15 protein-coding genes are annotated in these 18,844 nt (G+C 72.2%); 5 read left to right on the top strand and 10 right to left on the bottom strand.

Features of this window, described 5'->3' with window-relative positions; genetic code table 11:
* Positions 1 to 137 precede the first annotated feature (137 nt).
* The 3 genes from BS80_RS13640 (at position 138) to BS80_RS13630 (ending at position 4,630) form a co-directional block, all read left to right on the top strand.
* Positions 138 to 2,477: a molybdopterin cofactor-binding domain-containing protein gene (locus tag BS80_RS13640; protein ID WP_051966557.1), complete on the top strand. Its 2,340-nt coding sequence runs from the start codon at positions 138 to 140 to the stop codon at positions 2,475 to 2,477.
* Positions 2,478 to 2,487: 10 nt separating this feature from the next.
* Positions 2,488 to 2,964 carry a (2Fe-2S)-binding protein gene (locus BS80_RS13635; protein WP_035796787.1) on the top strand — a complete coding sequence of 159 codons (477 nt, stop codon included), beginning with the start codon at positions 2,488 to 2,490 and terminating at the stop codon, positions 2,962 to 2,964.
* A gap of 235 nt (positions 2,965 to 3,199) precedes the next feature.
* On the top strand, positions 3,200 to 4,630 hold the full coding sequence (locus tag BS80_RS13630) for an amino acid permease (RefSeq protein ID WP_035796784.1): 1,431 nt from the start codon (positions 3,200 to 3,202) through the stop codon (positions 4,628 to 4,630).
* Positions 4,631 to 5,099: 469 nt separating this feature from the next.
* Here the strand turns inward: BS80_RS13630 and BS80_RS13625 are convergent, their stop codons facing one another.
* The 9 genes from BS80_RS13625 to BS80_RS13585 form a co-directional block, all read right to left on the bottom strand.
* Positions 5,100 to 7,202: a sensor histidine kinase gene (locus BS80_RS13625; RefSeq protein WP_051966556.1), complete on the bottom strand. Its 2,103-nt coding sequence runs from the start codon at positions 7,200 to 7,202 to the stop codon at positions 5,100 to 5,102.
* Positions 7,203 to 7,441: 239 nt separating this feature from the next.
* Positions 7,442 to 8,134: a response regulator gene (locus BS80_RS13620; protein ID WP_232246456.1), complete on the bottom strand. Its 693-nt coding sequence runs from the start codon at positions 8,132 to 8,134 to the stop codon at positions 7,442 to 7,444.
* Between the two features lie 44 nt (positions 8,135 to 8,178).
* On the bottom strand, positions 8,179 to 9,291 hold the full coding sequence (locus BS80_RS13615) for an NAD(P)-dependent alcohol dehydrogenase (protein ID WP_035796781.1): 1,113 nt from the start codon (positions 9,289 to 9,291) through the stop codon (positions 8,179 to 8,181).
* A 59-nt stretch (positions 9,292 to 9,350) separates the two neighbouring features.
* A complete protein-coding gene (locus tag BS80_RS13610; RefSeq protein ID WP_051966555.1) occupies positions 9,351 to 10,910 on the bottom strand; it encodes an FAD-dependent oxidoreductase in 1,560 nt (519 codons plus the stop codon).
* Entirely contained in the window at positions 10,907 to 11,464 is a 558-nt protein-coding gene (locus BS80_RS13605) for a VOC family protein (protein WP_051966554.1), read from the bottom strand. Before BS80_RS13605 ends, BS80_RS13610 begins: the two co-directional genes overlap by 4 nt.
* Positions 11,461 to 11,943, bottom strand: a complete 483-nt coding sequence (locus BS80_RS41855; protein ID WP_051966553.1) for a pirin family protein — start codon at positions 11,941 to 11,943, stop codon at positions 11,461 to 11,463. The genes BS80_RS13605 and BS80_RS41855 overlap by 4 nt, the downstream gene beginning before the upstream one ends.
* Positions 11,940 to 12,710, bottom strand: coding sequence for a cupin domain-containing protein (locus BS80_RS38580; protein WP_035796778.1), 771 nt, complete (start codon positions 12,708 to 12,710; stop codon positions 11,940 to 11,942). Before BS80_RS38580 ends, BS80_RS41855 begins: the two co-directional genes overlap by 4 nt.
* Positions 12,711 to 12,757: 47 nt before the next feature.
* The gene (locus tag BS80_RS13590) at positions 12,758 to 13,999 is read right to left on the bottom strand and encodes a sedoheptulose 7-phosphate cyclase (protein ID WP_232246455.1); all 1,242 of its coding nucleotides are present in this window, start codon (positions 13,997 to 13,999) and stop codon (positions 12,758 to 12,760) included.
* 151 nt (positions 14,000 to 14,150) lie between these two features.
* On the bottom strand, positions 14,151 to 15,356 hold the full coding sequence (locus BS80_RS13585; protein ID WP_035796775.1) for a dehydroquinate synthase/iron-containing alcohol dehydrogenase family protein: 1,206 nt from the start codon (positions 15,354 to 15,356) through the stop codon (positions 14,151 to 14,153).
* Between the two features lie 322 nt (positions 15,357 to 15,678).
* On the opposite strand from BS80_RS13585, the gene BS80_RS37730 reads away from it, so the two are divergent.
* A complete protein-coding gene (locus BS80_RS37730; protein WP_051966552.1) occupies positions 15,679 to 16,410 on the top strand; it encodes a JmjC domain-containing protein in 732 nt (243 codons plus the stop codon).
* Positions 16,411 to 16,444: 34 nt separating this feature from the next.
* Here the strand turns inward: BS80_RS37730 and BS80_RS13575 are convergent, their stop codons facing one another.
* Positions 16,445 to 17,329, bottom strand: a complete 885-nt coding sequence (locus BS80_RS13575) for an SURF1 family cytochrome oxidase biogenesis protein (RefSeq protein WP_035797524.1) — start codon at positions 17,327 to 17,329, stop codon at positions 16,445 to 16,447.
* 218 nt (positions 17,330 to 17,547) lie between these two features.
* Between BS80_RS13575 and BS80_RS13570 the strand changes: the two genes are divergently transcribed.
* Complete coding sequence (locus tag BS80_RS13570; protein WP_035796772.1) at positions 17,548 to 18,837, top strand: helix-turn-helix domain-containing protein; 1,290 nt, start codon at positions 17,548 to 17,550, stop codon at positions 18,835 to 18,837.
* The last annotated feature ends 7 nt before the right edge of the window (positions 18,838 to 18,844 follow it).

Genomic DNA, 18,844 nt, shown 5'->3' with positions numbered 1-18,844 from the left:
GTCGGCGGGTCGCCGGGCGTGGGGCGTGGGCTGTGGGCTGTGGCCACCCCGCCGCCGGTCGAACGCCGTTCGCCCCCTAGGGTTGTCGCGGGCATGCCTGACGTGCCCTTTCGCACGGTTCTTCGGGAGGACAGTTGATGGGGGATCAGGGCCGATTGCCGCAGGACGAGGACGACGAGAGCGGCCGCGGGGTCGGGCGGCGGCGCTTCCTCGGGTACGTCCTGGCGGGGCCGACGCTGATGGTCGCCGCGCAGCTGGGCGAGGCGGCGCTGGCGCCGACCGAGGCACAGGCGGCCGTGCCGTCCCTGCCGGAGCCGGCCGACCTGCTCGACCTCACCGACCTGCTGACGACGGCCGCGTCGCCGACCTCCGGGCTGATCAGTATCCAGCTGAACACCGACGGCACCGCCTCCTTCGCGCTGCCGCGTGCCGAGGTCGGCCAGGGCGTCACCACCTCCACCGCGATGCTGATCGCCGAGGAGCTGGACATCCCGCTCGCGCAGGTGCGGATCACGCTCGCGGACGCCCGGCCCGAGCTGCTGTTCAACCAGTTCACGGGCGCCTCCAACACCACCGTTTCCACCTACACCCCGATCCGCGTCGCGGCCGCGACCGCGCGCCAGCGGCTGCTGGCCGCGGCGGCCGTCCGCTTCGGCGTCCCCGCCTCGACGCTGACCACGGCCGCCGGCGTCGTCAGCTCGCCGAACGGGCAGAGCGCCACCTACGGTTCGCTGGCCGCGGCGGCCGCGAGCCAGGTGACGGTGCAGGTCGGCGTGGTGCTGAAGCAGCAGAGCGACTTCGAGGTGATCGGGACGGCGCAGAAGCGGATCGACGCGCTGGACATCGTCACCGGCCGCAAGCAGTTCGCCATGGATCTCGCGGTGCCGAACGCGCTGCCGACCATGGTCTGCCGGCCGCCGACGCTCAACGGCACCCCGCTCTCCGTGCAGAACCTGGCGGCGGTGAAGGCGATGCCGGGCGTCACCGACGTGGTCATCATCGCCACCGGCGTCGCCGTCCGCGCGGCGACCTTCGGCCAGTGCATCGACGCGGTGCGCGCGCTGCAGGTGACCTGGGGTCCGGGGACCGAGGACAACTCCTCGGACAGCACTCTCCTGAAGGAGTTGAAGGCCGCCGAACTTCCGTTGGTGGTACCGCCGTTGAACCTGCTGGCGCAGACCGTCGAGGCCACCTTCACGTTCGCCTTCGCCAGCAACAGCGCGCTGGAGCCGAACTGCGCGATCGCCGACGTCCGCCCCGGCCGGGCCGAGGTCTGGGCGGCGGTGAAGGCGCCGATCGTCGCGCAGGGGGCGATCGCCGCCAAGCTGGGACTGTTGCAGAGCGCCGTCACGGTCCATGTCGTCCAGGGCGGCGGGTCGTTCGGCCGCAAGCTGTTCGCCGACGCGGCCCTGGAGGCTGCCGAGATCTCGCAGCTGATGGGCAAGCCGGTGAAGCTGATGTGGCACCGCACCGACGAGTTCCGCCAGGGCCGGACGCACCCGATGAGCATCTCGCACGTGCGCGCGACCCACGCGCTCGGCCAGGTGCTCACCTTCGAGCAGCGACACGCCTCGGTGGCCACCGACTTCAGCCACGGCCTGGGCGAGGTCATCACCTCCCAGGTGGCCAAGCTGCCGGTCGGCGACATCGGATTCTCCGAGACCATCTTCGAGTTGACCCAGCAGACGCCCTACAACTTCGGCGTCACCACGCAGTTGCTCAGCGAGGTGGACAAGGGCTTCAACACCGGCAGCATGCGCGGCATCTACTCGCCGAACGTGCGCTGTGCGCAGGAGTTGATCGTCGACCAGCTCGCCGCCGGGGTGGGACAGGACCCGTACCAGTTCCGCCGCCAGACGCTGAAGGACCCGCGGGCCATCGCCGTTCTCGACAAGGTCGCCCAACTCGGCTCCTGGGGGCGGACGATGGCGCCGGGCACCGCGCAGGGAATCGCGCTCCACCCCGAGTACCACAGCGTGGCCGCGATACTGGTCGAGATCGACTGCACGGCGGCGACCACGGGCCGGCAGATCCCCGACGCCTGCACCGGGCCTCGGGTCACCAAGGTGATCTGCGCGGTGGACGCCGGTCTCGCGGTCAATCCGCTCGGTCTCCAGGCCCAGATGATGGGCGGTATCTCGGACGGCATCGCCGTCGCCCTGACCTCCGGCATGCACTTCGAGAACGGGGTTTTCCAGGAAGGAAGTTGGGACAACTACTTCTACACTCGGCAGTGGAACACCCCGCCCGACCTGCAGATCGTGGTGATGCCGCCGAGCAGCGGCACGCCGGGTGGTGCCGGGGAGCTCGCGGTCGGTGCCGCGATGGCCGCGGTCGCCTGCGCCTATGCCCGGGCCACCGGCACGATGCCGACCAGCTTCCCGATCAACCAGGCCGCGCCACTGGCCTTCACCCCGCTGCCGACCACGCCCCCGATCCCGCAGTCGCCCGTCGACGGCCTGACCCGCGCCTACTAGGAGCACCTCTGTGTCCGCACACACCTTCATCCTCAACGGCGCGCCGGTCTCGGTGGACGTCGAGGACGACGTCCGCCTGCTCTGGGTACTGCGCGACGTCCTCGGGGTCACCGGCCCCAAGTACGGCTGCGGCCTGGGCGTCTGTCAGGCCTGCACCAGCCACATCAACGGCAAGGCGTTCAACCCCTGCTCGGTGCCGGTGAGCGCGATCCAGCCCACTGACGAGATCACCACCATCGAGGGCTTGCCCGCGACCGTGGGCAAGCCCCTGCACCCGATGCAGGAGGCCTGGTTGGACTACGACGTCGCCCAGTGCGGCTACTGCCAGCCCGGCCAGATCATGGCCGCGGTGGCCAAGGTCCGCGAGGCCCGCGCCGCGGGGCACGAGATCGGCGACGCCGACTTCGACGAGATCCGTAACATCTGCCGCTGCGGCACCTACTTCCGCATCCGCGAGGCGATCACGGCGGGTGCGAAGAACTTCTAGGCGGAGTGTGTCATGGGGGGATGAGAAATCACCTCGCTTTCGAATCCTCAAATAAAGCTCAAGTATTCCGCCGCTGAGGAATAGTTGACTCGTCAGTAGGGAACGAGGATTTCCGCAGTCGGGTTACGTAATTCCGATATTCGGGCTATCTTTCCTGGCGTTGCGTGCGACCGTCCCCACCCCGTCCGGTCCTTGGACGAGGCATGCCGTCACGCAGGAAGGGCAGCAGACCGTCATGACCACCGATACCAGTTCCAGTTCCAGCTCCGAGACCGTCCCGGGTCAGGCAGCGCACGAAGTGCCGCACGGCGGGCAGCTGCAGGCCGGGCTGAAGAACCGCCACCTCTCGATGATCGCCATCGGCGGTGTGATCGGGGCCGGACTGTTCGTCGGCTCGGGTGCCGGAATCGCGGCCACCGGACCGGGAATCCTGCTCTCCTACGCGCTGGCCGGTGTGCTGGTCGTGATGGTGATGCGGATGCTCGGCGAGATGGCCGCGGCGGACCCGCAGAGCGGATCGTTCTCCGCCTACGCGGACCGGGCACTCGGGCGGTGGGCCGGCTTCACCATCGGCTGGCTGTACTGGTTCTTCTGGGTCGTGGTGCTGGCGGTGGAGGCGACCGCCGGTGCGAAGATCCTCAACGGCTGGCTGCCGGGTGTTCCGCAGTGGGCGTTCGCGCTGATCGTGATGGCGGTCCTGACCGCCACCAACCTCTTCTCGGTCGCTTCGTACGGGGAGTTCGAGTTCTGGTTCGCGGGCATCAAGGTCGTGGCGATCGCCGCCTTCATCGTGATCGGCCTGCTGGCGGTGTTCGGCATGCTGCCGGGCACGCACGCGGTGGGCACGACCAACCTGACCGGCCACGGCGGATTCCTGCCGCACGGCGTCGGCGCGGTGTTCCACGGCATGCTGACGGTGGTCTTCGCGTTCATGGGCAGCGAGATCGTCACGCTGGCCGCCGGTGAGTCGGCCGACCCGGAGAAGGCGGTCAAGGGGGCCACCAACAGCGTGATCTGGCGCATCGGCATCTTCTACCTGGGCTCGATCGCCATCGTGGTGACCCTGCTGCCGTGGGACTCCGCCAAGTTGCTGGGCAGCCCGTACGTCGCGGTCCTGGAGCACGTCGGGATCCCCGGCGCGGCGCAGGTGATGAACGTGATCGTCCTGACGGCCGTGCTGTCCTGCCTCAACTCGGGCCTCTACACGGCCTCCCGGATGGCCTTCTCGCTGGGGCAGCGCGGGGACGCGCCGAAGGCCTTCGCAGCGGTCAGCTCGCGCGGGGTGCCGCGTACGGCGATCCTCTCCTCGGTCGTCTTCGGCTTCGTGGCGGTCTTCTTCAACTACACCTCGCCGGGTACGGTCTTCCAGTTCCTGCTGAACTCCTCGGGCGCGGTGGCGCTCTTCGTCTGGCTGGTGATCTGCTTCTCGCAGCTGCGGATGCGGAAGATCATCGAGCGTGAGTCCCCTGAGCGGCTGACCGTGCGGATGTGGCTCTACCCGTACCTCACCTGGGCGACCATCGGGCTGATCGGCTTCGTGGTCGGCTATATGTTCACCGACCACGACGGGCGGATCCAGATGGTGCTGTCGCTGGTCGCCGCCGCCGTGGTGCTGGCGGCCGCGGCGATCGTCGACCGTCGGCGCAAGGCAGCCGCACTGCGGTAGCGCCTGGAAGGCACGTGGCCCCGGGCCCGGGAACCTCGGCGATTGTCATCCTCCGCAGCCGCGGATGATGACAATCGCCGAGGTTGTTTGCGGCGGCGGTTGCTACTTGCCGGTGGTGGCGGTTGTCGCCGGTTCCGGCGGTACGCATCTGTACAGCGGCGGCCCACAGCTCCCCGGAAGGTCCTCCTCTACAACCGGGGTCGCCCGGCGCTGCGGGGCCTCCGGGTCCGTCGCGGGACCCGCAGCCGGTGGCGGGGTTGGGGTCGGGCGGGCCGGGTTCTTGCTGGTCGCTGACATCTGGGACCTCCTTGCTCGGTGGCGGTCCAGTGGGGGTGGGCCGCGGTGACCGGTCGCTCGTGGCGACTGTTCGACTATCACGCTGGGCACGTCCCGGAGTCATGAGCCTGCGGTCCTGTTTGTCCTGGGACCTGTTTGTCCTGGGGCAGTCCGTGGGACGTGCTGGATCCGGTCATGGGGCGGTGGGCTCGGTGAGGCGAGGGAAGACGGCACTGACCACGGTGCCCCGGGCGTCGTTGGCGATGGTGAAGCTGCCGCCCAGCTCTTCGGCGCGCTCGGCCATCGAGCGCAGCCCCACCCCGGCGCTGGAGTGGTGGACGGGGAACCCGGCGCCGTCGTCCCGGGCCTCGACGGTGACCTCCTCGGGACCGACCCGCAGAGCCAGCCGGGCGCGGGCGGCTCCGGAGTGGCGCAGCACGTTGTTCAGGGCCTCCCCGGCGATCCGGTAGACGGCGACCTCCACGGCGGCGGGTAACGGCGGCAGCGGATCCGGGGCGAGCTCGACGGCGACCCGCAGCCGCCCGCCGTCCAGTCGGCCGGCCAGCTGGCGCAGCGCGTCGGCGAGACCGACCCGGCCCAGTTCGGCGGGGGCCATGCCGTCGGTGATTCGGCGCAGCTCGTCGATGGCCTGGCCGATACCTTCGGCAGCGGTGAGCAGCGAGGCCCGGGCGGCGGAGCCCACGGGAAGGCCACTGCCGGTGGCGTCGATCTGCAGGCGCAGACCGGAGAGCGTCGGACCGAGGCCGTCGTGCAGGTCGTGGCGCAGCCGCTTGCGCTCCTCCTCGCGGGCCAGCACGATCTGCCGCCGGCTGGCCTGAAGATCCTCGGAGAGCCGCAGGCAGGCGATCGAGGGTGCGGACTGATCGGCCAGGAAGCGCAGGACCACCTGGTCCTGGCGGTCCAGAGCGAGTTCGCCGGAGCGTGGCGGGGCGTACAGCTCGCCGATCACCCCGCCCTCGTAGGTGAGCGGGAAGACCTCGCTGTGCGGTCCGACCAGGCCGAGCAGCGCGAGCTCGCGCGGGCCGTCCCGGGTGTGGACGACGACCCGGGCGCCGGGCAGGCCGAGCGTCCGTACGACGGTGTCGCAGAGCAGCCTCGGTGCGTCGCCCGGGTCGACCGCCCGGCCGAGGTGTTCGGCGAGGGCGCGGACCACCTGGTAGGGGTGGGCTCGCTCGCCGTAGTAGAAGCGCTCGACCGCGCGGTCGATCCCGCGTGCGCTGGGGCGCACCAGGACGCCGACGGCCAGCGCACAGCCCGCCATGAGCTGGGCGTCCATGCCGGACGCGCCGGGCAGCAGGTGCGGCAGCTCCAGGGCGAGGAGGAAGTAGCCGAAGATCAGCACCCCGGTGAGCAGGAAGCTGGTGAGCACCCGGCGGGTGGTGCGGTCCAGCGACCAGGAGCGGTCCCGGGCGAAGGCGTAGCAGAGCGCGAGCGGCCAGAGGGCGGCGGTGAGGGTGGCCAGGAAGTCCAGCACGGGGATGCCGAGGCCGATCCGCTCGCCGAAGAGGACCAGGAGCAGCCAGGCCAGGTAGGGCAGCAGGACCACGCCCTGGTGCGGCCGCACGGTCGGTGAGCGTCGCCATCGCATGGCGGCGACCAGCAGACTGAACAGCAGTAGCCCGGAGGCGATCCAGAGGATCCGGGAGTCGAGTGCGTCGGACAACCGGGTGGCAGCGGCCGCCCAGCCGCCGTGGACGAACGGGCTGGGCAGCCCGTACCAGTCGGGGGCCGTCGCATGGCTGTCGTAGGACTGGACGGCGCTCCAGAGCAGCAGGGCACCCGCGTACCACCGACCCCAGCCGCCGGGCAGCCGCCCGTCGGGGAACCAGAGCGCCACCGCGTACATCACGAAGAGGAAGAGCGTGTCGCTCAGCACCAGGACCGCCCCGCCCAGGGCGCCGCCCGCCCGGCCGGCGCCGGTGAGCGCGAGGGTGAAGAGCAGGAAGCGGGAGAGACAGATGGCGAAGCCGGCGGCGAGTAGGGCGCGGCCGAGCGAGCGGCCGGTGTGGTGAGCCAGCATGAACAGGCCGGACAGCGCGAAACCGAGGCCGAGCAGGATGTTGGTGCGGTCGAAGGCGATGTCCCGGTTGTGCGCGGGATCGTCCAGGTGGGTGAGGGCGAGGGCGACCCAGCCCAATGCGCAGAGCAGGGTCAGACCGCAGACGCCGTAGGCGGTGGCGAGCCCGGTCGTGGTGCTCGCGCGGGTGGCCGTGCGGGTCGGCGGCGGCGCGGGGGTGGGCGCCGAGCCCTCGGGTGTCGTGGTGGCTGCGCGCATCCTGCCCTCCTCGGTCCCCGCCCATGGTGTGACGGTCCCTGGTGTGACGCTTGCCATCGTCGTCGGCTTGGTGTCCCGGCCGCATGAGCCGTATGTCCCGCCTTGGCCTTGGTGCGGGGCCGGGCGTCTGGGACCGGGCGTCTGGGACCGGGAGTTGGGGCGGGGAGTGGGGATGGGGAGTGGGGACGGGAGGAGGAGCAGGTGTCGGCCGGCCGGTGGCGGGAGGACCGGCCGGCGGATCAGCTGTCGCCGAGGCCCATGTCGCGGGCCCGCGCGACGGCTTCGGCGCGGCTGGCCACGTTGAGCTTCTCGAAGATGTGCGTGACGTGGTTGCGGACGGTCTTCTCGGCGACCACCAGCTCGCGGGCGATCCGGCGGTTGTCCAGGCCGCGTGCCACCAGGTCGAGCACCTCGCACTCGCGGGCGGTCAGGCTGGGGAAGAGCTGGCCGGCGTCGTGCAGTCGGCTGCCGGCCAGCAGCGTGGTGATCCGGGCCGCGACGTCCGAGCCGAACACCGCGCCGCCGGCCGCCACCGTCCGCACGGCGTGCAGGACTTCCTCGCGTCCGGCGCCCTTGACCAGGTAGCCGCGGGCACCGGCCTGGAGCGCGGCGAGCAGGCTGCCGTCGTCGTCGGCCATGGTGAGCATCAGGACGGGGGAGTGCGGGCTCTGTGCGGCGAGTCGGCGGGTGGCGTCCAGGCCGGAGGCGTCGGGCAGGTTGAGGTCCATGATGACGACGTCCGGGCGATGATCCGCGACGGCGTCCGGAACGGCGCCCGCGGTCTGCGCCTCGGCCACCACCCGCACCCCACGGTCGGTCTCCAGTGCGGCCCGCAGGCCCTCCCTGAAGAGTGGGTGGTCGTCGACGATCAGGACCCGCACGAGGGTGTCGGCCGGGCCGCCGTCAGGGCTGTCTGCTGGCTGCTCATCCACGAGTTGAACACTATCAGTAACCGTCCAGTGACTTAATGCCGATCTCAGTCGATCAGCAGGACCGGCTTGACGACCCGTCCGGAGCGGGCCTCCAGGGCGGCCCGCTCGATCTGTTCGAAGGGGAAGGTGTGCACCAGTGCGTCCACCGGCAGCCGGCCGGTTCGGTAGAGCTCGACCAGCGCCGGGATGAACCGCTGCGGCAGGCTCGCGCCCTGGTTGATGCCGACGATCCGCGGTCCCCGGTCGAGCAGTTGGGGCACGTCGATGCCGACCTCCGTCCCGGCGGGCGGCGCGCCGACCACCCCGCACATTCCGCCGACGGCGAGCCCGGCGACGGCCTGGCGCAGCGCCCGGACGTCGCCGCTGGTCTCCAGCGTGCGCTCGGCACCGCGTCCGCCCGTCAGTTCGGCCAGTGCGGCGACCGGATCGCTCTCGCCCGCGTTGACCACCGCGGTGGCGCCGAGCCGCCGGGCGAGGTCGAGGCGGCCCGGATGCAGGTCGACGGCGATGATCCGGGTGGCGGCGGTCAGCCGGGCGGCCAGCACGGCCGACAGGCCCACCGCCCCCGCGCCGAACACCGCCAGCGTGTGGCCGGGTTCGGGCCGCAGCACGTTCAGCACCGCGCCGGCGCCGGTCTGCACGCCGCAGCCGAAGCCCGCGAGTGCCTGGACGGGCAGGTCGGACGGCACCGGGACCACGTTGCGGTCGGAGGCGAGGGCGAGGGTCGCGAACGAGGACTGGCCGAAGAAGTGCCCGTTCAACGGCTCCCCGTCGCTGCCGAACAGGGTGGGCGAGCCGTCCAGCCGCCGCCCGCCGAAGAGGTTGAGCGCGGGCCAGTGCGCGCACTGGACGGGTCGCCCCTCGCGGCAGGGCGGGCAGTCACCGCAGGAGGCGAAGGTCGCCACGACGGTGTCGCCGGGCGTGGTGGCGGCGACGGCGCTGCCGACGCCCACGACCGTGCCGACCGCCTCGTGGCCGAGGACGCCCGGCAGCGGGAACGGGGTGTGGCCGGCCCGCACACTCAGGTCGGTGTGGCAGATGCCGACGGCCCGGACCCGCAGCAGCACTTCGTGCGGGCGCGGTTCGGCGAGCCGGACCTCCTCGAACGTGAAGGGCCGGCCCGCGGCGCGGGCGACGGCTGCGGTGGCGGTGGGCATGGCGGGGTACCTCTCTCGGTCGTCGGTGGTCGTGGTCGTGGTTGGCTGGTGAGGGGATGTCAGGGGAGCAGTACGCCGTGGTGGGCCGTGCGCAGGGCCTGCGCCACGATGGTGAGGGTGGGATTGACGGCGGCGGAGGACGGGAAGAACCCGGCGTCCAGCACGAAGAGGTTCCGCACCTGGTGGCTGCGGCAGTACGGGTCCAGGACCGAGCGCGCCGGATCCTGGCCGGCCACCACGGTGCCGCACTGGTGGCCGGTGGCCTCGATGCCCATCCGGTGCGACGGCAGCAGGGGATAGCCGGCCCGGCGCAGCATCCGCCGAGCCGCGCGCAACAGACCGTGGTGGGCACGGAGATTGGTGGCCTCGCGGTGCACGGCGATCCCGCCGTCCGGCGCGAGGGTGACCCGGTTGCGTGGATCGGGCAGATCCTCGGACATCACCCACCAGTCGAGGCTGTGCGCGCTCACCGCGCTGCGCAACCGCCGCGGGAGTACTCCGGGCAGCATGGCCGGCCCGATCTTGCCCATCAACTGCAGGTTGCCGAGCGGAAAGGCGCTGTGCGGGCCGGCCCGGTAGAAGTCGTTGAGGGCCAGCGTCTTCTGGAAGGTGACGGGGTTGCGGCGGCGCGGGTCGACCGCGACCAGCACGCTGTTGTTGTGCAGCATCAGGTTGCGGCCGACCAGTCCGGAGCCGTTGGCCAGCCCGTCCGGGTGCGCCGGACTGTGCGAACGCAGCAGCAGGGCAGCCGAGTTGATCGCCCCGCAGGAGACCACCACGGTGCCGGCCCGAACGGTGACGGGCCGTCCGCCGCGCAGCACCTGGACGGCGGTGACGGCGCGGCCGGCCGGGTCGGTGTCCAGCCGGGTGGCATAACTGCCGGTGAGCAGACGGACCGTGCCGCTGCGCAGAGCGGGGCGCAGTGCGCGGGTCTCGGCGTCGCTCTTGGCGCCGACCATGCACGGGAACGCGTCACAGGTGCCGCACCGGCGGCAGCTGCGACCGGGGCCGAGGTCGATCCCGAGCTCCAGCGGGTAGGGGTGCAACCCCTGGGCACGCAGCCGGACTTCGAGGTCGGCGACATAGGGTTCGTGCGGAACGGGAGGGTGCGGGAACGGGCCGGAGCGGGGACCGGCGGTGGGGTCCTCCGGTTGGCCGTGCACGTGGAAGAGGCGTTCGGCCTCGGCGTAGTGCGGCTCCAGCGCCTGGTAGTCGAACGGCCAGGCGGGGGAGGTGCCCTGGACGTGTTCGACCGGGCCGAAGTCGTCCTCGCGCAGGCGCGGTAGGCCGGCGCCGTAGACCTTGGTGGTGCCACCGACGTAGTAGTGCGCGGCGGAGTCGAACGGTCGGCCGATGCGACCCGTGCGGCCGACCGTTCGCCAGGGTTCGGCGTTGTGGTAGCGGCGTGCGCCGAAGACGGCTTGGGCGGACCAGTTCTCCGGCTCGCGCGGGAGGAAGCCGCCGCGTTCCAGTACCAGCACCCGGGCGCCGCTGCCGGCCAGTGCCCAGGCGGTGGTCGCACCGCCGGCCCCGGAGCCGACGATCACCACGTCGGCGTCGTAGCGGTCGTCCTCGGCGGTGACCACGGGCGGTGCGCCGGGGGCCCAGATGTCGGTCATCTGCTCACTCCTTGCCGCTCGTTGAGCTTCCGCGGGTCGAAGAGACGGACCGCGGTGCTCTCCTCGAAGGGCAACTGCTCCGGGAGGTGGATGAGTTCGAGCTGCATGCCCCAGGGGGTGGTGAGATAGACCCAGCGCGCCCCGGAGATCGGCCCGTCGGTGACGGTGTCGATTCCGCCGAGTACCCGGACCCCCGGACGGGCCGCCAACTGTGCGACGGCGGCGTCGATGTCCTCGGTCCACAGGGCGAGGTGGTGGCCGCCCCAGTCGCTGTTGAGCGGCAGCGCGCGGCGTTGGTCGGGGACGGCGTACTCGAAGAGTTCCAGATTGCCGACCGGGCCGAGCCGGAGCATCGCGAGCCGCACCACGGCCCGGGGGTGCACCCCGAGGTGACGGGTCGTCCAGTCGCCGTCCGGGTCACTGATCGGCCCGGCGCGGTAGGCGAGTTCGGCGCCGAGGGCCTCGGTGAAGAAGGTGACGGCCTGGTCGAGGTCGGGCACGGTGTACGCGACGTGGTGCACGGCGCCGAGTAGCGGGCGGGGGTGGGCGTTCATGAGGTGGCTCCTTGGTCGGTCACGTCGGTCAGGTCGGTTCCGCGGTCGGTCAGGTCGGTTCCGCGGTCGGTGAGGTCGGTTCTGTGGTCGGTCAGATCGGGTCTGCGGGAGGGGAGTCGGTTGCTGACGGTGCTCGGCAGGACGGTCAGGCAGAGCAGCTCGGCGCCGAGTGGACCGCCGTGCAGGTGGACCTCCCCGCCGCGCGGGGCGAGGACGAGATCGCCCTCCACGAGGGCTCGGCGCGGCCGCTGCGGGAGCCCTTCGTCGAGGAGGGCGACCGAGCCGCGCAGCACGTACCAGGCGGCCTCGGTGCCGTCACGGCCGGTCAGGTCGTAGCAGGCCGCCGGGCTGAGGCGGACGTGGTCGAAGGCCTCGCACTCGCTGTGCAGCATGCCCCGGCGGGCCAGGCAACGGATCCGGATCCGGTGGGTGCCCGGGCCGACCAGGACGGTCGGCCGGGCGGTGCCGGTGACGATCATGACGGTTCGCCTCCTTCGGGGGTGCCGGGCACGGCCAGCACGGCGTGCAGGTACTCCAGTCCGTCCGGCCCGGCGGTCAGGACGGCGTCGGTGCCCAACGGGAGGGTGAGTGCGGTGCCGGGGGTGAGCGGGACCCTCAGGACGCCGGTCTGCGCGCCGCCCGGCGCGGCCCGGCCGGACCCGGCGGTGACGAAGACGGTGTGCTCGACGCCGTCGGTGGTCAGGTCGGCGCGCTCACCGGCCGCCAGCCGGGTGATCCGGAGCCGGCGCAGCGGCCCGGAGAGGACCACGCGCGGGTCGATGGATCCCACCCTGCGCAGGTTGGTGACGACGGTGCTGCGTATCGGCGGGCCGGCGGGAGTGGGAGTGGGAGTGGGAGCGAGGTCGGTGGGGTGTTGTTCGGGGAGCCTGACGGCGGTCATCTCGATCACCAGCCATTCCAGGGGTTCGGGTCCGGTGTTGCGCAGGCCGTGGCGGCTGCCGAGGCCGGTGAGGACCACGTCCCCGGCCTCGACGTGGACGGCGCGTCCGTCCAGGGTGATCTCGCCCCGGCCGGAGAGGAGGACGTACACCTCCTCGGTGCGGGTGTGCAGGTGCTCGCCGCTGATCGCGCCGGGCGGCAGGCAGGCCCACTCGATGGCCTCCCAGCTGCCGAGCAGCCCGGTCCGACGGGCCAGGCAGGTCCAGTGCGTCAGCCCCTCGGTGCCGTGGACGCCGTGGACGTCGGCGGGTTCGCGGGTGGTGGCGACGATGACGGCGCGTCGCATGATGCCTCCGTGGGGGTGTACCTCGGTGGTCCCTCGGTGGGGTGTGTTCAGGCGGCTGCGCGGGCCGAGGTCGACGCCGGGGCGGCGGCCTCCCGCAGATCGGTTGCGGCGAGGGCGAGTTCGCGTGCTGTGAGGTCGTCGACGAAGCAGCCGGAACCGATGCCCACCGGCAGCGGCAGCCGTTGGCGGCCGTCGCGGTGCCGGACGGTGTCGGTCAGCGCGTCGCGGAGCAACCCGGGCTCCAGCAGGCGGTGGTGGACCGGCAGCCCCAACCGCCGCATCAGGGAGAGGATCCGGCCGCGCTGCGCGGCATCGAGCAGTCCCCTCCGCTGGGCGAGCACGGTGGTCAGCGCCATGTCGACGCAGACCGCCTCGCCGTGCAGCAGTTCGGGCAGCGCGCGCATCTCCAGGGTCGGGCTGAAGGAGTGTCCGTAGTCCATCGATCGTTCCAACTCCTTCTCCCAGAGGTTGGGTTGAAGCTCCTGGAGCATGCCGTTCACGGCCCGGACCAGCACCTCGGCAGAGGTGTCGCCCGGCGTCTGGAACCGGTCGGCGAGCAGCCGTTCGCCGTGCCGATCGAGCGTCTCGAAGAGCCGGCCGTCCTTGATCAGGGCGATCTTGAGGATCTCCGCCAGCCCGTTGCTCAGGTGCCGGAGGTCCAGGGTGGCCAGGAACGTAGGGTCCAACAGCGTCTCGACGGCCGGGTGGTAGCTGCCCAGCCGGTTCTTCTGTCGGCCGAAGTTCACGCCGGTCTTCGCCCCCACCCCCGCGTCGACCAGGCCGATCAGGGTGGTGGGGACCCGGACGAACGGGGTGCTGCGCCGGTAGAGACTGCAGGCCAAGCCGACGATGTCGGTCAGCACGCCGCCGCCGATCGCGATCACCGGTTCACCGCGCCGGGCCAGGCCGAACCGGTCCAGCTGCTCGACCACTTGGAACACCGACTCCATGGTCTTGACCTGCTCGTGGGCGAGCAGGACGCAGCACGACCAGTCGAGCTGCTGCGCCTCGCAGTAGGCGTGGATCCGCTCGCCGTACAGCTCGTGGACGCGGGCTTCGACGACCAGCAGCATGCGCCGCCTGCGTTGGCGCCGGGGCCCGGCGGGCAGCCCGGCGGTGGCGAGCGCCGGGTTGTCGGCGGCGAGCAGCCGCGGGGCGAACCGGACCTGGTAGTCGACCGGCAGGGCGGTACGGACCGTCCAGGAGGTGACCGGTGAGCCCACGGTGAAGAGGCCATGGCCGGGTTGGCCGGGCTGCCCGGCGAGGGCGGTGGTCTGCTCGGGTATCACGGGAGGCTCCTTCGGTGGGTGACTCGGTGAATGGGTGGGTTGTTGTGCTGTGAGGACGGTGGCGTCCTGATGACCACCTTCGTGATCCCGATGTCCCAGGTGCACGGGAGGACGGCCTTGTCCCTGTCCCGGTCCCGCCTGGGGCCACCGGTCACCCCACGGCGAGGGCCGCGGGCATGGTGACCCGGGTGAGTGGGATCACCGGGGTCCCCCCGTCAGCAGCCACGGGCACGGCCGGGGTCAGGACGGCGCGCAGGTCGGCCGCGCCGACCCGGGTGAGCAGGCTGCCGGCGGTGCAGTGCGGTTGTCCCAGGGCGTCCAGCAGGACCAGGTCCAGCGCGCCGGGGCGAGCCGTCGCGTCCCCGTGCGGGAGCTCGCCGGCCAGGCCGGCCCGGGTCAGCAGCTCCCGGTGGGCGCGCCGGCCGGCGGCGTCCAGCAGTCCGAGCCGCTCCGCCAGCCGGGCCGTCGCGAGCAGCCCCGTCCCGGGAGCGCCGCCGACCGACCGCGCGAGCGGGGCGCCGTACTCCAGGACAGCGCCCCGGCCGCGCGCCAGCGGGTCGTCGTCCAGCACGGTGCTCCGGGCGTCCGCGCAGAGCGCGACGAACGCGGCCAGCGTGGTCGGCGCGTAGCGGCCGTCGGCGCGCAGCCGGGCGGCCACCGAATCGAAGTGGTACGGGCAGACCGCCAGGACATTGCGCAGCAGCGGGTACAGGCCGGCCCGCTCCGGCGGCTGCGCGCGCAGCAGTCCGGGCCGGCTCCAGACCAGCGCCGGGGCCCGCAGGCAGCCGCCGTCGGCGTCCCAGCGGACCGACACGGCGGCGTCGCACATCGCCGCCAGCGTGGTCGGGACGAGCACCAGCGGCGCCGCGCCGGCCGACCGCGCCGCCGCCCGCAGCAACCGGCTGCCGCCGACCGCGACCACCACCGTGCCGACGGCCGGTGCGGGATGGCAGGGACCCGCGCCGGGGCGCCGGCGCAGCAGCAGGACGGGAGCGTCCGCCGCACTCAGCGCGGCGAGGACCTCGGCGAGGACCTCGCCGAGGGCGGCGTCGGGGGCCTCGGCCTGCTGCCCGGGCCGGGCGCTGTCCTCGCCGAGAACCAGGAAACGGCGGGCGCCCAGCCCGCGCAACGCGCGGGACAGCTCGTTCCGGGCGATCCGGCCGGCGGCCCCGGCACGGATCCTGACCGAGACGTGGCACGGACCGATCCGGATCTCACGGTCGAGGTCGGACGGCGCGCAGGACGGCGCGCACGACGGAATGGTGGCTGGCGGGTCGGGCGGGTCGGGCGGTGCAGCGAGCAGCGCAGTGGGCGCTGCGGAGGACGGTATGACGGGTAGTGGGTCGGAATCGGGCATCGGAACGCTCCCCGGCCGGTGGCGGACGGCACGTCGTACCCCGCCACCCTGGGCGTTCCGCCGTCCCGGGCACATGAGTCGCCGGACCCGACCCGGTCCGCAGGACACCGGCCCCCGTACCCGATGTGGCCCGGGCAACCGAAATTGCGGGCAAGGTTCCGGAGGGCACCGATCGGTGCCCGATCGGGCAACGGAAACGGCGTTGAACGCTCCGCGATGACGCCAGAATGAGAACAGTCAGCCGCTGCTTCCAGCCGTCGGGAAATTCGTCGACAGGCCGGACCGTCTCGCGGCGCGGTGAGCAGGAGAGAGGGATCCACGCATGGAGGACAATCGGCCGACGGTCTGGCTCGACGCCCTCTGCGGCGAGCTGCGGAGCCAGTGGCGCGGTAAGCCGACGGTCCTCACCGCCCCCTGGTGCGGCCCGGTGCTCGACCTCTCCTGGTATCGGACCCTGCTCGCGAGCGGTCTGCGCGCCGGGCAGGTGGCGGTCCTGCGTGGCCGGGAAATGCTGCCGACCCGGGATTTCTGCCGTCCGGTAAAGGTCCGCGGAATACATTCAGCGAAAGCCCTGGTGGATTCCGCTGCGCAGGTCGCCGACCCGATGGCACTCATTCGTCATCTGGAGGACGGACACACCGTTCTGCTGCCGCGGATCGAGCAGTGGAATGCCGAGGTGGCGGCCATCACCGACCGCCTGGCCCGGCTGCTCGGCCGCGACGTGGAGGCCCATCTTTCCGCGACCGCGTCCGGTGCCCCGTGCCGCGACCCGCAGCGCGACGAGGCGGACGTGCTGATCGTCCAGCTCAACGGCGCCCGCGGCTGGCACATCGAACCGGACCTGGCCGGTGCGAGCCAGGGCGCCACCCAGCTGGAGACCGAGCTCACCCTGGGACGGCTGCTCTACGTCCCGAGCGGCTTCGCGCGCGCGGCGACCGGGAGCGAGGGGCTGTCGATCCACCTCTCGTTCCTGGCTCGTGAGATCGGCGCCCAGCAGCCGGCCGACGCCCGGCAGCGCCTGCTGAGCGCCGTCCCCACGACCCTCGCGGGTTGAGCCCGCGAGGTCGAGCCAGACGACGACTGAGAGGCTAGGCGCCGGGCGCAGCCGCCACCGGCTCGCTCTGCTCCTCGGCCGGTCCCGGCGCACCCCCGGCGCCCGGGACGACCGCAGCGGCCTTCTCGCGCGCCTCGCGGATGTCCCGACGCAGCAGGATCCACCACCCGACCGGGATCATCGCGGCGAACAGCCACCACTGCACGGCGTACGGCAGGTGGACGCCCTTGCCGACCACCGCGCCGTCGCCCGACTGGCTGTTGTTGGACGCGCTGGGACTCGGCACCAGCTCAGCCTCGTCGGCGGCCGGCGGGTTGGGGTTGGTCGAGGTCAGCTCCAGGTAGCCGGCGACCACGGGCTCCGCCAGCCGGGATGCCTGCTCGCCACTGTTGATCATCATGAACTGCCGGTCGGGCAGCCCGCCGACCTCGTGGATCCCCGTCGAGGCGTGCGTCTCGTCCGGCCGCAGCCGCCCGGTCACCGTGATGTCCCCCGAGGGCGCGGGAGGCACCGGCGGGTAGTCGGCCGCGCCGCCACCGCTGGGCAGCGCGATCCAGCCCCGGTTCACCAGCACCGCCTCGCCCTCCGCGGTGACCAGCGGCGTCACCACGTAGTACCCCATGTCGTCGCCGGACGCGTCACTGCGCTGCCGGATCACGAACTCGTGCGCGGTGTCGTAGTGCCCGGTCGCGGTGACCGTGCGGTAGGTCAGGTCGACGGGCACGGTGCCGCCGGGCTTGGAGATGACGTCCATTGCCACCGGCGGGGCGGCCAGGCTGGCGGCGATGCTCCCGTTCTGCCGGTTGGTCTGCTGGTAGCGGTGAAACTGCCAGAGACCCAGCCACGACATGGCGGGAATGAGCGCGAGGAAGACGAGGGTCAGGGTCACCCACCGCCTTGTGAGCAGGATGCGGAACACCACAAGAAGGTACCTCCGCTCTCCGTCGGCCCGACCGCGGCCCCCCGGAGTCGTGCCCTCCCCGGGGGGCGAGGCCGTCTCGACACGCACGGCCGTTTCCGCTGTCCTCAGAACTGGAAACGGGAAACACCCGTACTCGCCTTGTCCCCCACGGCCGCCTACCGCACTCTGGCACAGGTGACTCGCGGCTGTTCGGTGGGAAGTTGACGGAGGTTCAGATGCCCCAACAGCCGCACCGGTTCGGACGTGAGCTCCGGCTCAGGCGGTTGGCCGCCGGAGTCACCCTGACCGGCCTGGCCGCGGCGGTCCACTACAGCAAGGGGCAGTTGAGCAAGGTCGAGCGAGGCATCAGGGCACCCAGCCCTGAACTGGCCCGGCTCTGCGATGCCGAGCTGGGCGCCGAAGGCGGGCTGACCGCACTGGTACCGGCCCGGTCCGGCCAGGAGGAAGCCCCGGAAACGGGCGGTACGGACGAGGAGGTGTGGCTGATGCAGCTGTCCCCGGACGGGCAGAGTTCGTTCCAGAGCGTGGGCCGGCGCCAGGTGCTGGCCGCCGGAGCGGCCTCGGTGGTCGGGCTCGGCCTGAACGGCGCGGGCGCGTCCTCCGGCGCGGCGGAGGCCACCGCGCAGCTGGAGGCGTCCCGGGTGCTGTTCGACCAGTACCGGCTGCTCGGACAGACAGACGGACCCGAGTTCCTGCTTCCCGCGCTCATCGCGCAGACCAACACCTTGCGGGCGCTCTCGACCAGTGGCGACTGCGGGACGCGGCAGAAGATGTTGAGACTCGGCTCGCGGTACGCCGAGTACGTCGGCTGGCTGGTGCAGGAGACCGGGAACGACCGGTCGGCCCTGTGGTGGACCCAGCGGGCCGTCGACCTGGCGGCCGCCGGCGGTGACCACGATCTGGCGGCGTACGCCCTGGTCCGGCGGGCTCTGGTCACGTTCTACCGGGGGGACGCGGCGCAGACCGTCGGTCTGGCGCAGCAGGCCCAGGGTGGCGGTCTGCCACCCAGGATCCGCGGGCTGGCCGCCCAGCGGGAGGCCCAGGGGCATGCGATCGCCGGTGACTACGACGCCTGCATGCGCTCCCTGGACCGGGCCCGGGTGCTGCTCGCCGGCCACGTCCCCGACTCCGACGCACCCGTCATCGGCACCACCAACCTGTCCGATCCGGTGGCGATAATCACCGGTTGGTGCCTCCACGACCTGGGACGGCCCAAGCAGGCGGCCGAGCTCATGGACGCCCAGCTGGCACGGGTGTCGCCGCACGCGACGCGCACCCAGCTCCGCTACGGCGTTCGCAGCGCCCTGGCGTATGCCGTCAGCGGTGAGATCGATCACGCCTGTGAACTGACCCGCAGGCTGCTCGGCAGCGTCGGCACGGTGAGCTCCGCGACGGTCGCCGCCGATCTGCGACAGCTGGTGCGGACCCTGGGGCGCCACCCGCGCAACGCGTCGGTGCGGGCGCTGGCCCCGCAGCTCCAGACGCTGCACCTCATCGTTCCCTGACCGCTGA

The organism is Kitasatospora mediocidica KCTC 9733 (genome assembly GCF_000744225.1).
Taxonomy (GTDB): domain Bacteria; phylum Actinomycetota; class Actinomycetes; order Streptomycetales; family Streptomycetaceae; genus Kitasatospora; species Kitasatospora mediocidica.
Note: the sequence above shows the minus strand (reverse complement) of the source record. Positions and strands in the feature narration are given on the sequence as shown.

Coding starts and splice junctions, on each gene's coding strand:
- BS80_RS13640 (WP_051966557.1), top strand. CDS start 138: ATGGGGGATCAGGGCCGATTGCCGCAGGACGAGGACGACGAGAGCGGC.
- BS80_RS13630 (WP_035796784.1), top strand. CDS start 3,200: ATGACCACCGATACCAGTTCCAGTTCCAGCTCCGAGACCGTCCCGGGT.
- BS80_RS13625 (WP_051966556.1), bottom strand. CDS start 7,202: ATGCGCGCAGCCACCACGACACCCGAGGGCTCGGCGCCCACCCCCGCG.
- BS80_RS13615 (WP_035796781.1), bottom strand. CDS start 9,291: ATGCCCACCGCCACCGCAGCCGTCGCCCGCGCCGCGGGCCGGCCCTTC.
- BS80_RS13610 (WP_051966555.1), bottom strand. CDS start 10,910: ATGACCGACATCTGGGCCCCCGGCGCACCGCCCGTGGTCACCGCCGAG.
- BS80_RS13605 (WP_051966554.1), bottom strand. CDS start 11,464: ATGAACGCCCACCCCCGCCCGCTACTCGGCGCCGTGCACCACGTCGCG.
- BS80_RS41855 (WP_051966553.1), bottom strand. CDS start 11,943: ATGATCGTCACCGGCACCGCCCGGCCGACCGTCCTGGTCGGCCCGGGC.
- BS80_RS38580 (WP_035796778.1), bottom strand. CDS start 12,710: ATGCGACGCGCCGTCATCGTCGCCACCACCCGCGAACCCGCCGACGTC.
- BS80_RS13585 (WP_035796775.1), bottom strand. CDS start 15,356: ATGCCCGATTCCGACCCACTACCCGTCATACCGTCCTCCGCAGCGCCC.
- BS80_RS37730 (WP_051966552.1), top strand. CDS start 15,679: ATGGAGGACAATCGGCCGACGGTCTGGCTCGACGCCCTCTGCGGCGAG.
- BS80_RS13570 (WP_035796772.1), top strand. CDS start 17,548: ATGCCCCAACAGCCGCACCGGTTCGGACGTGAGCTCCGGCTCAGGCGG.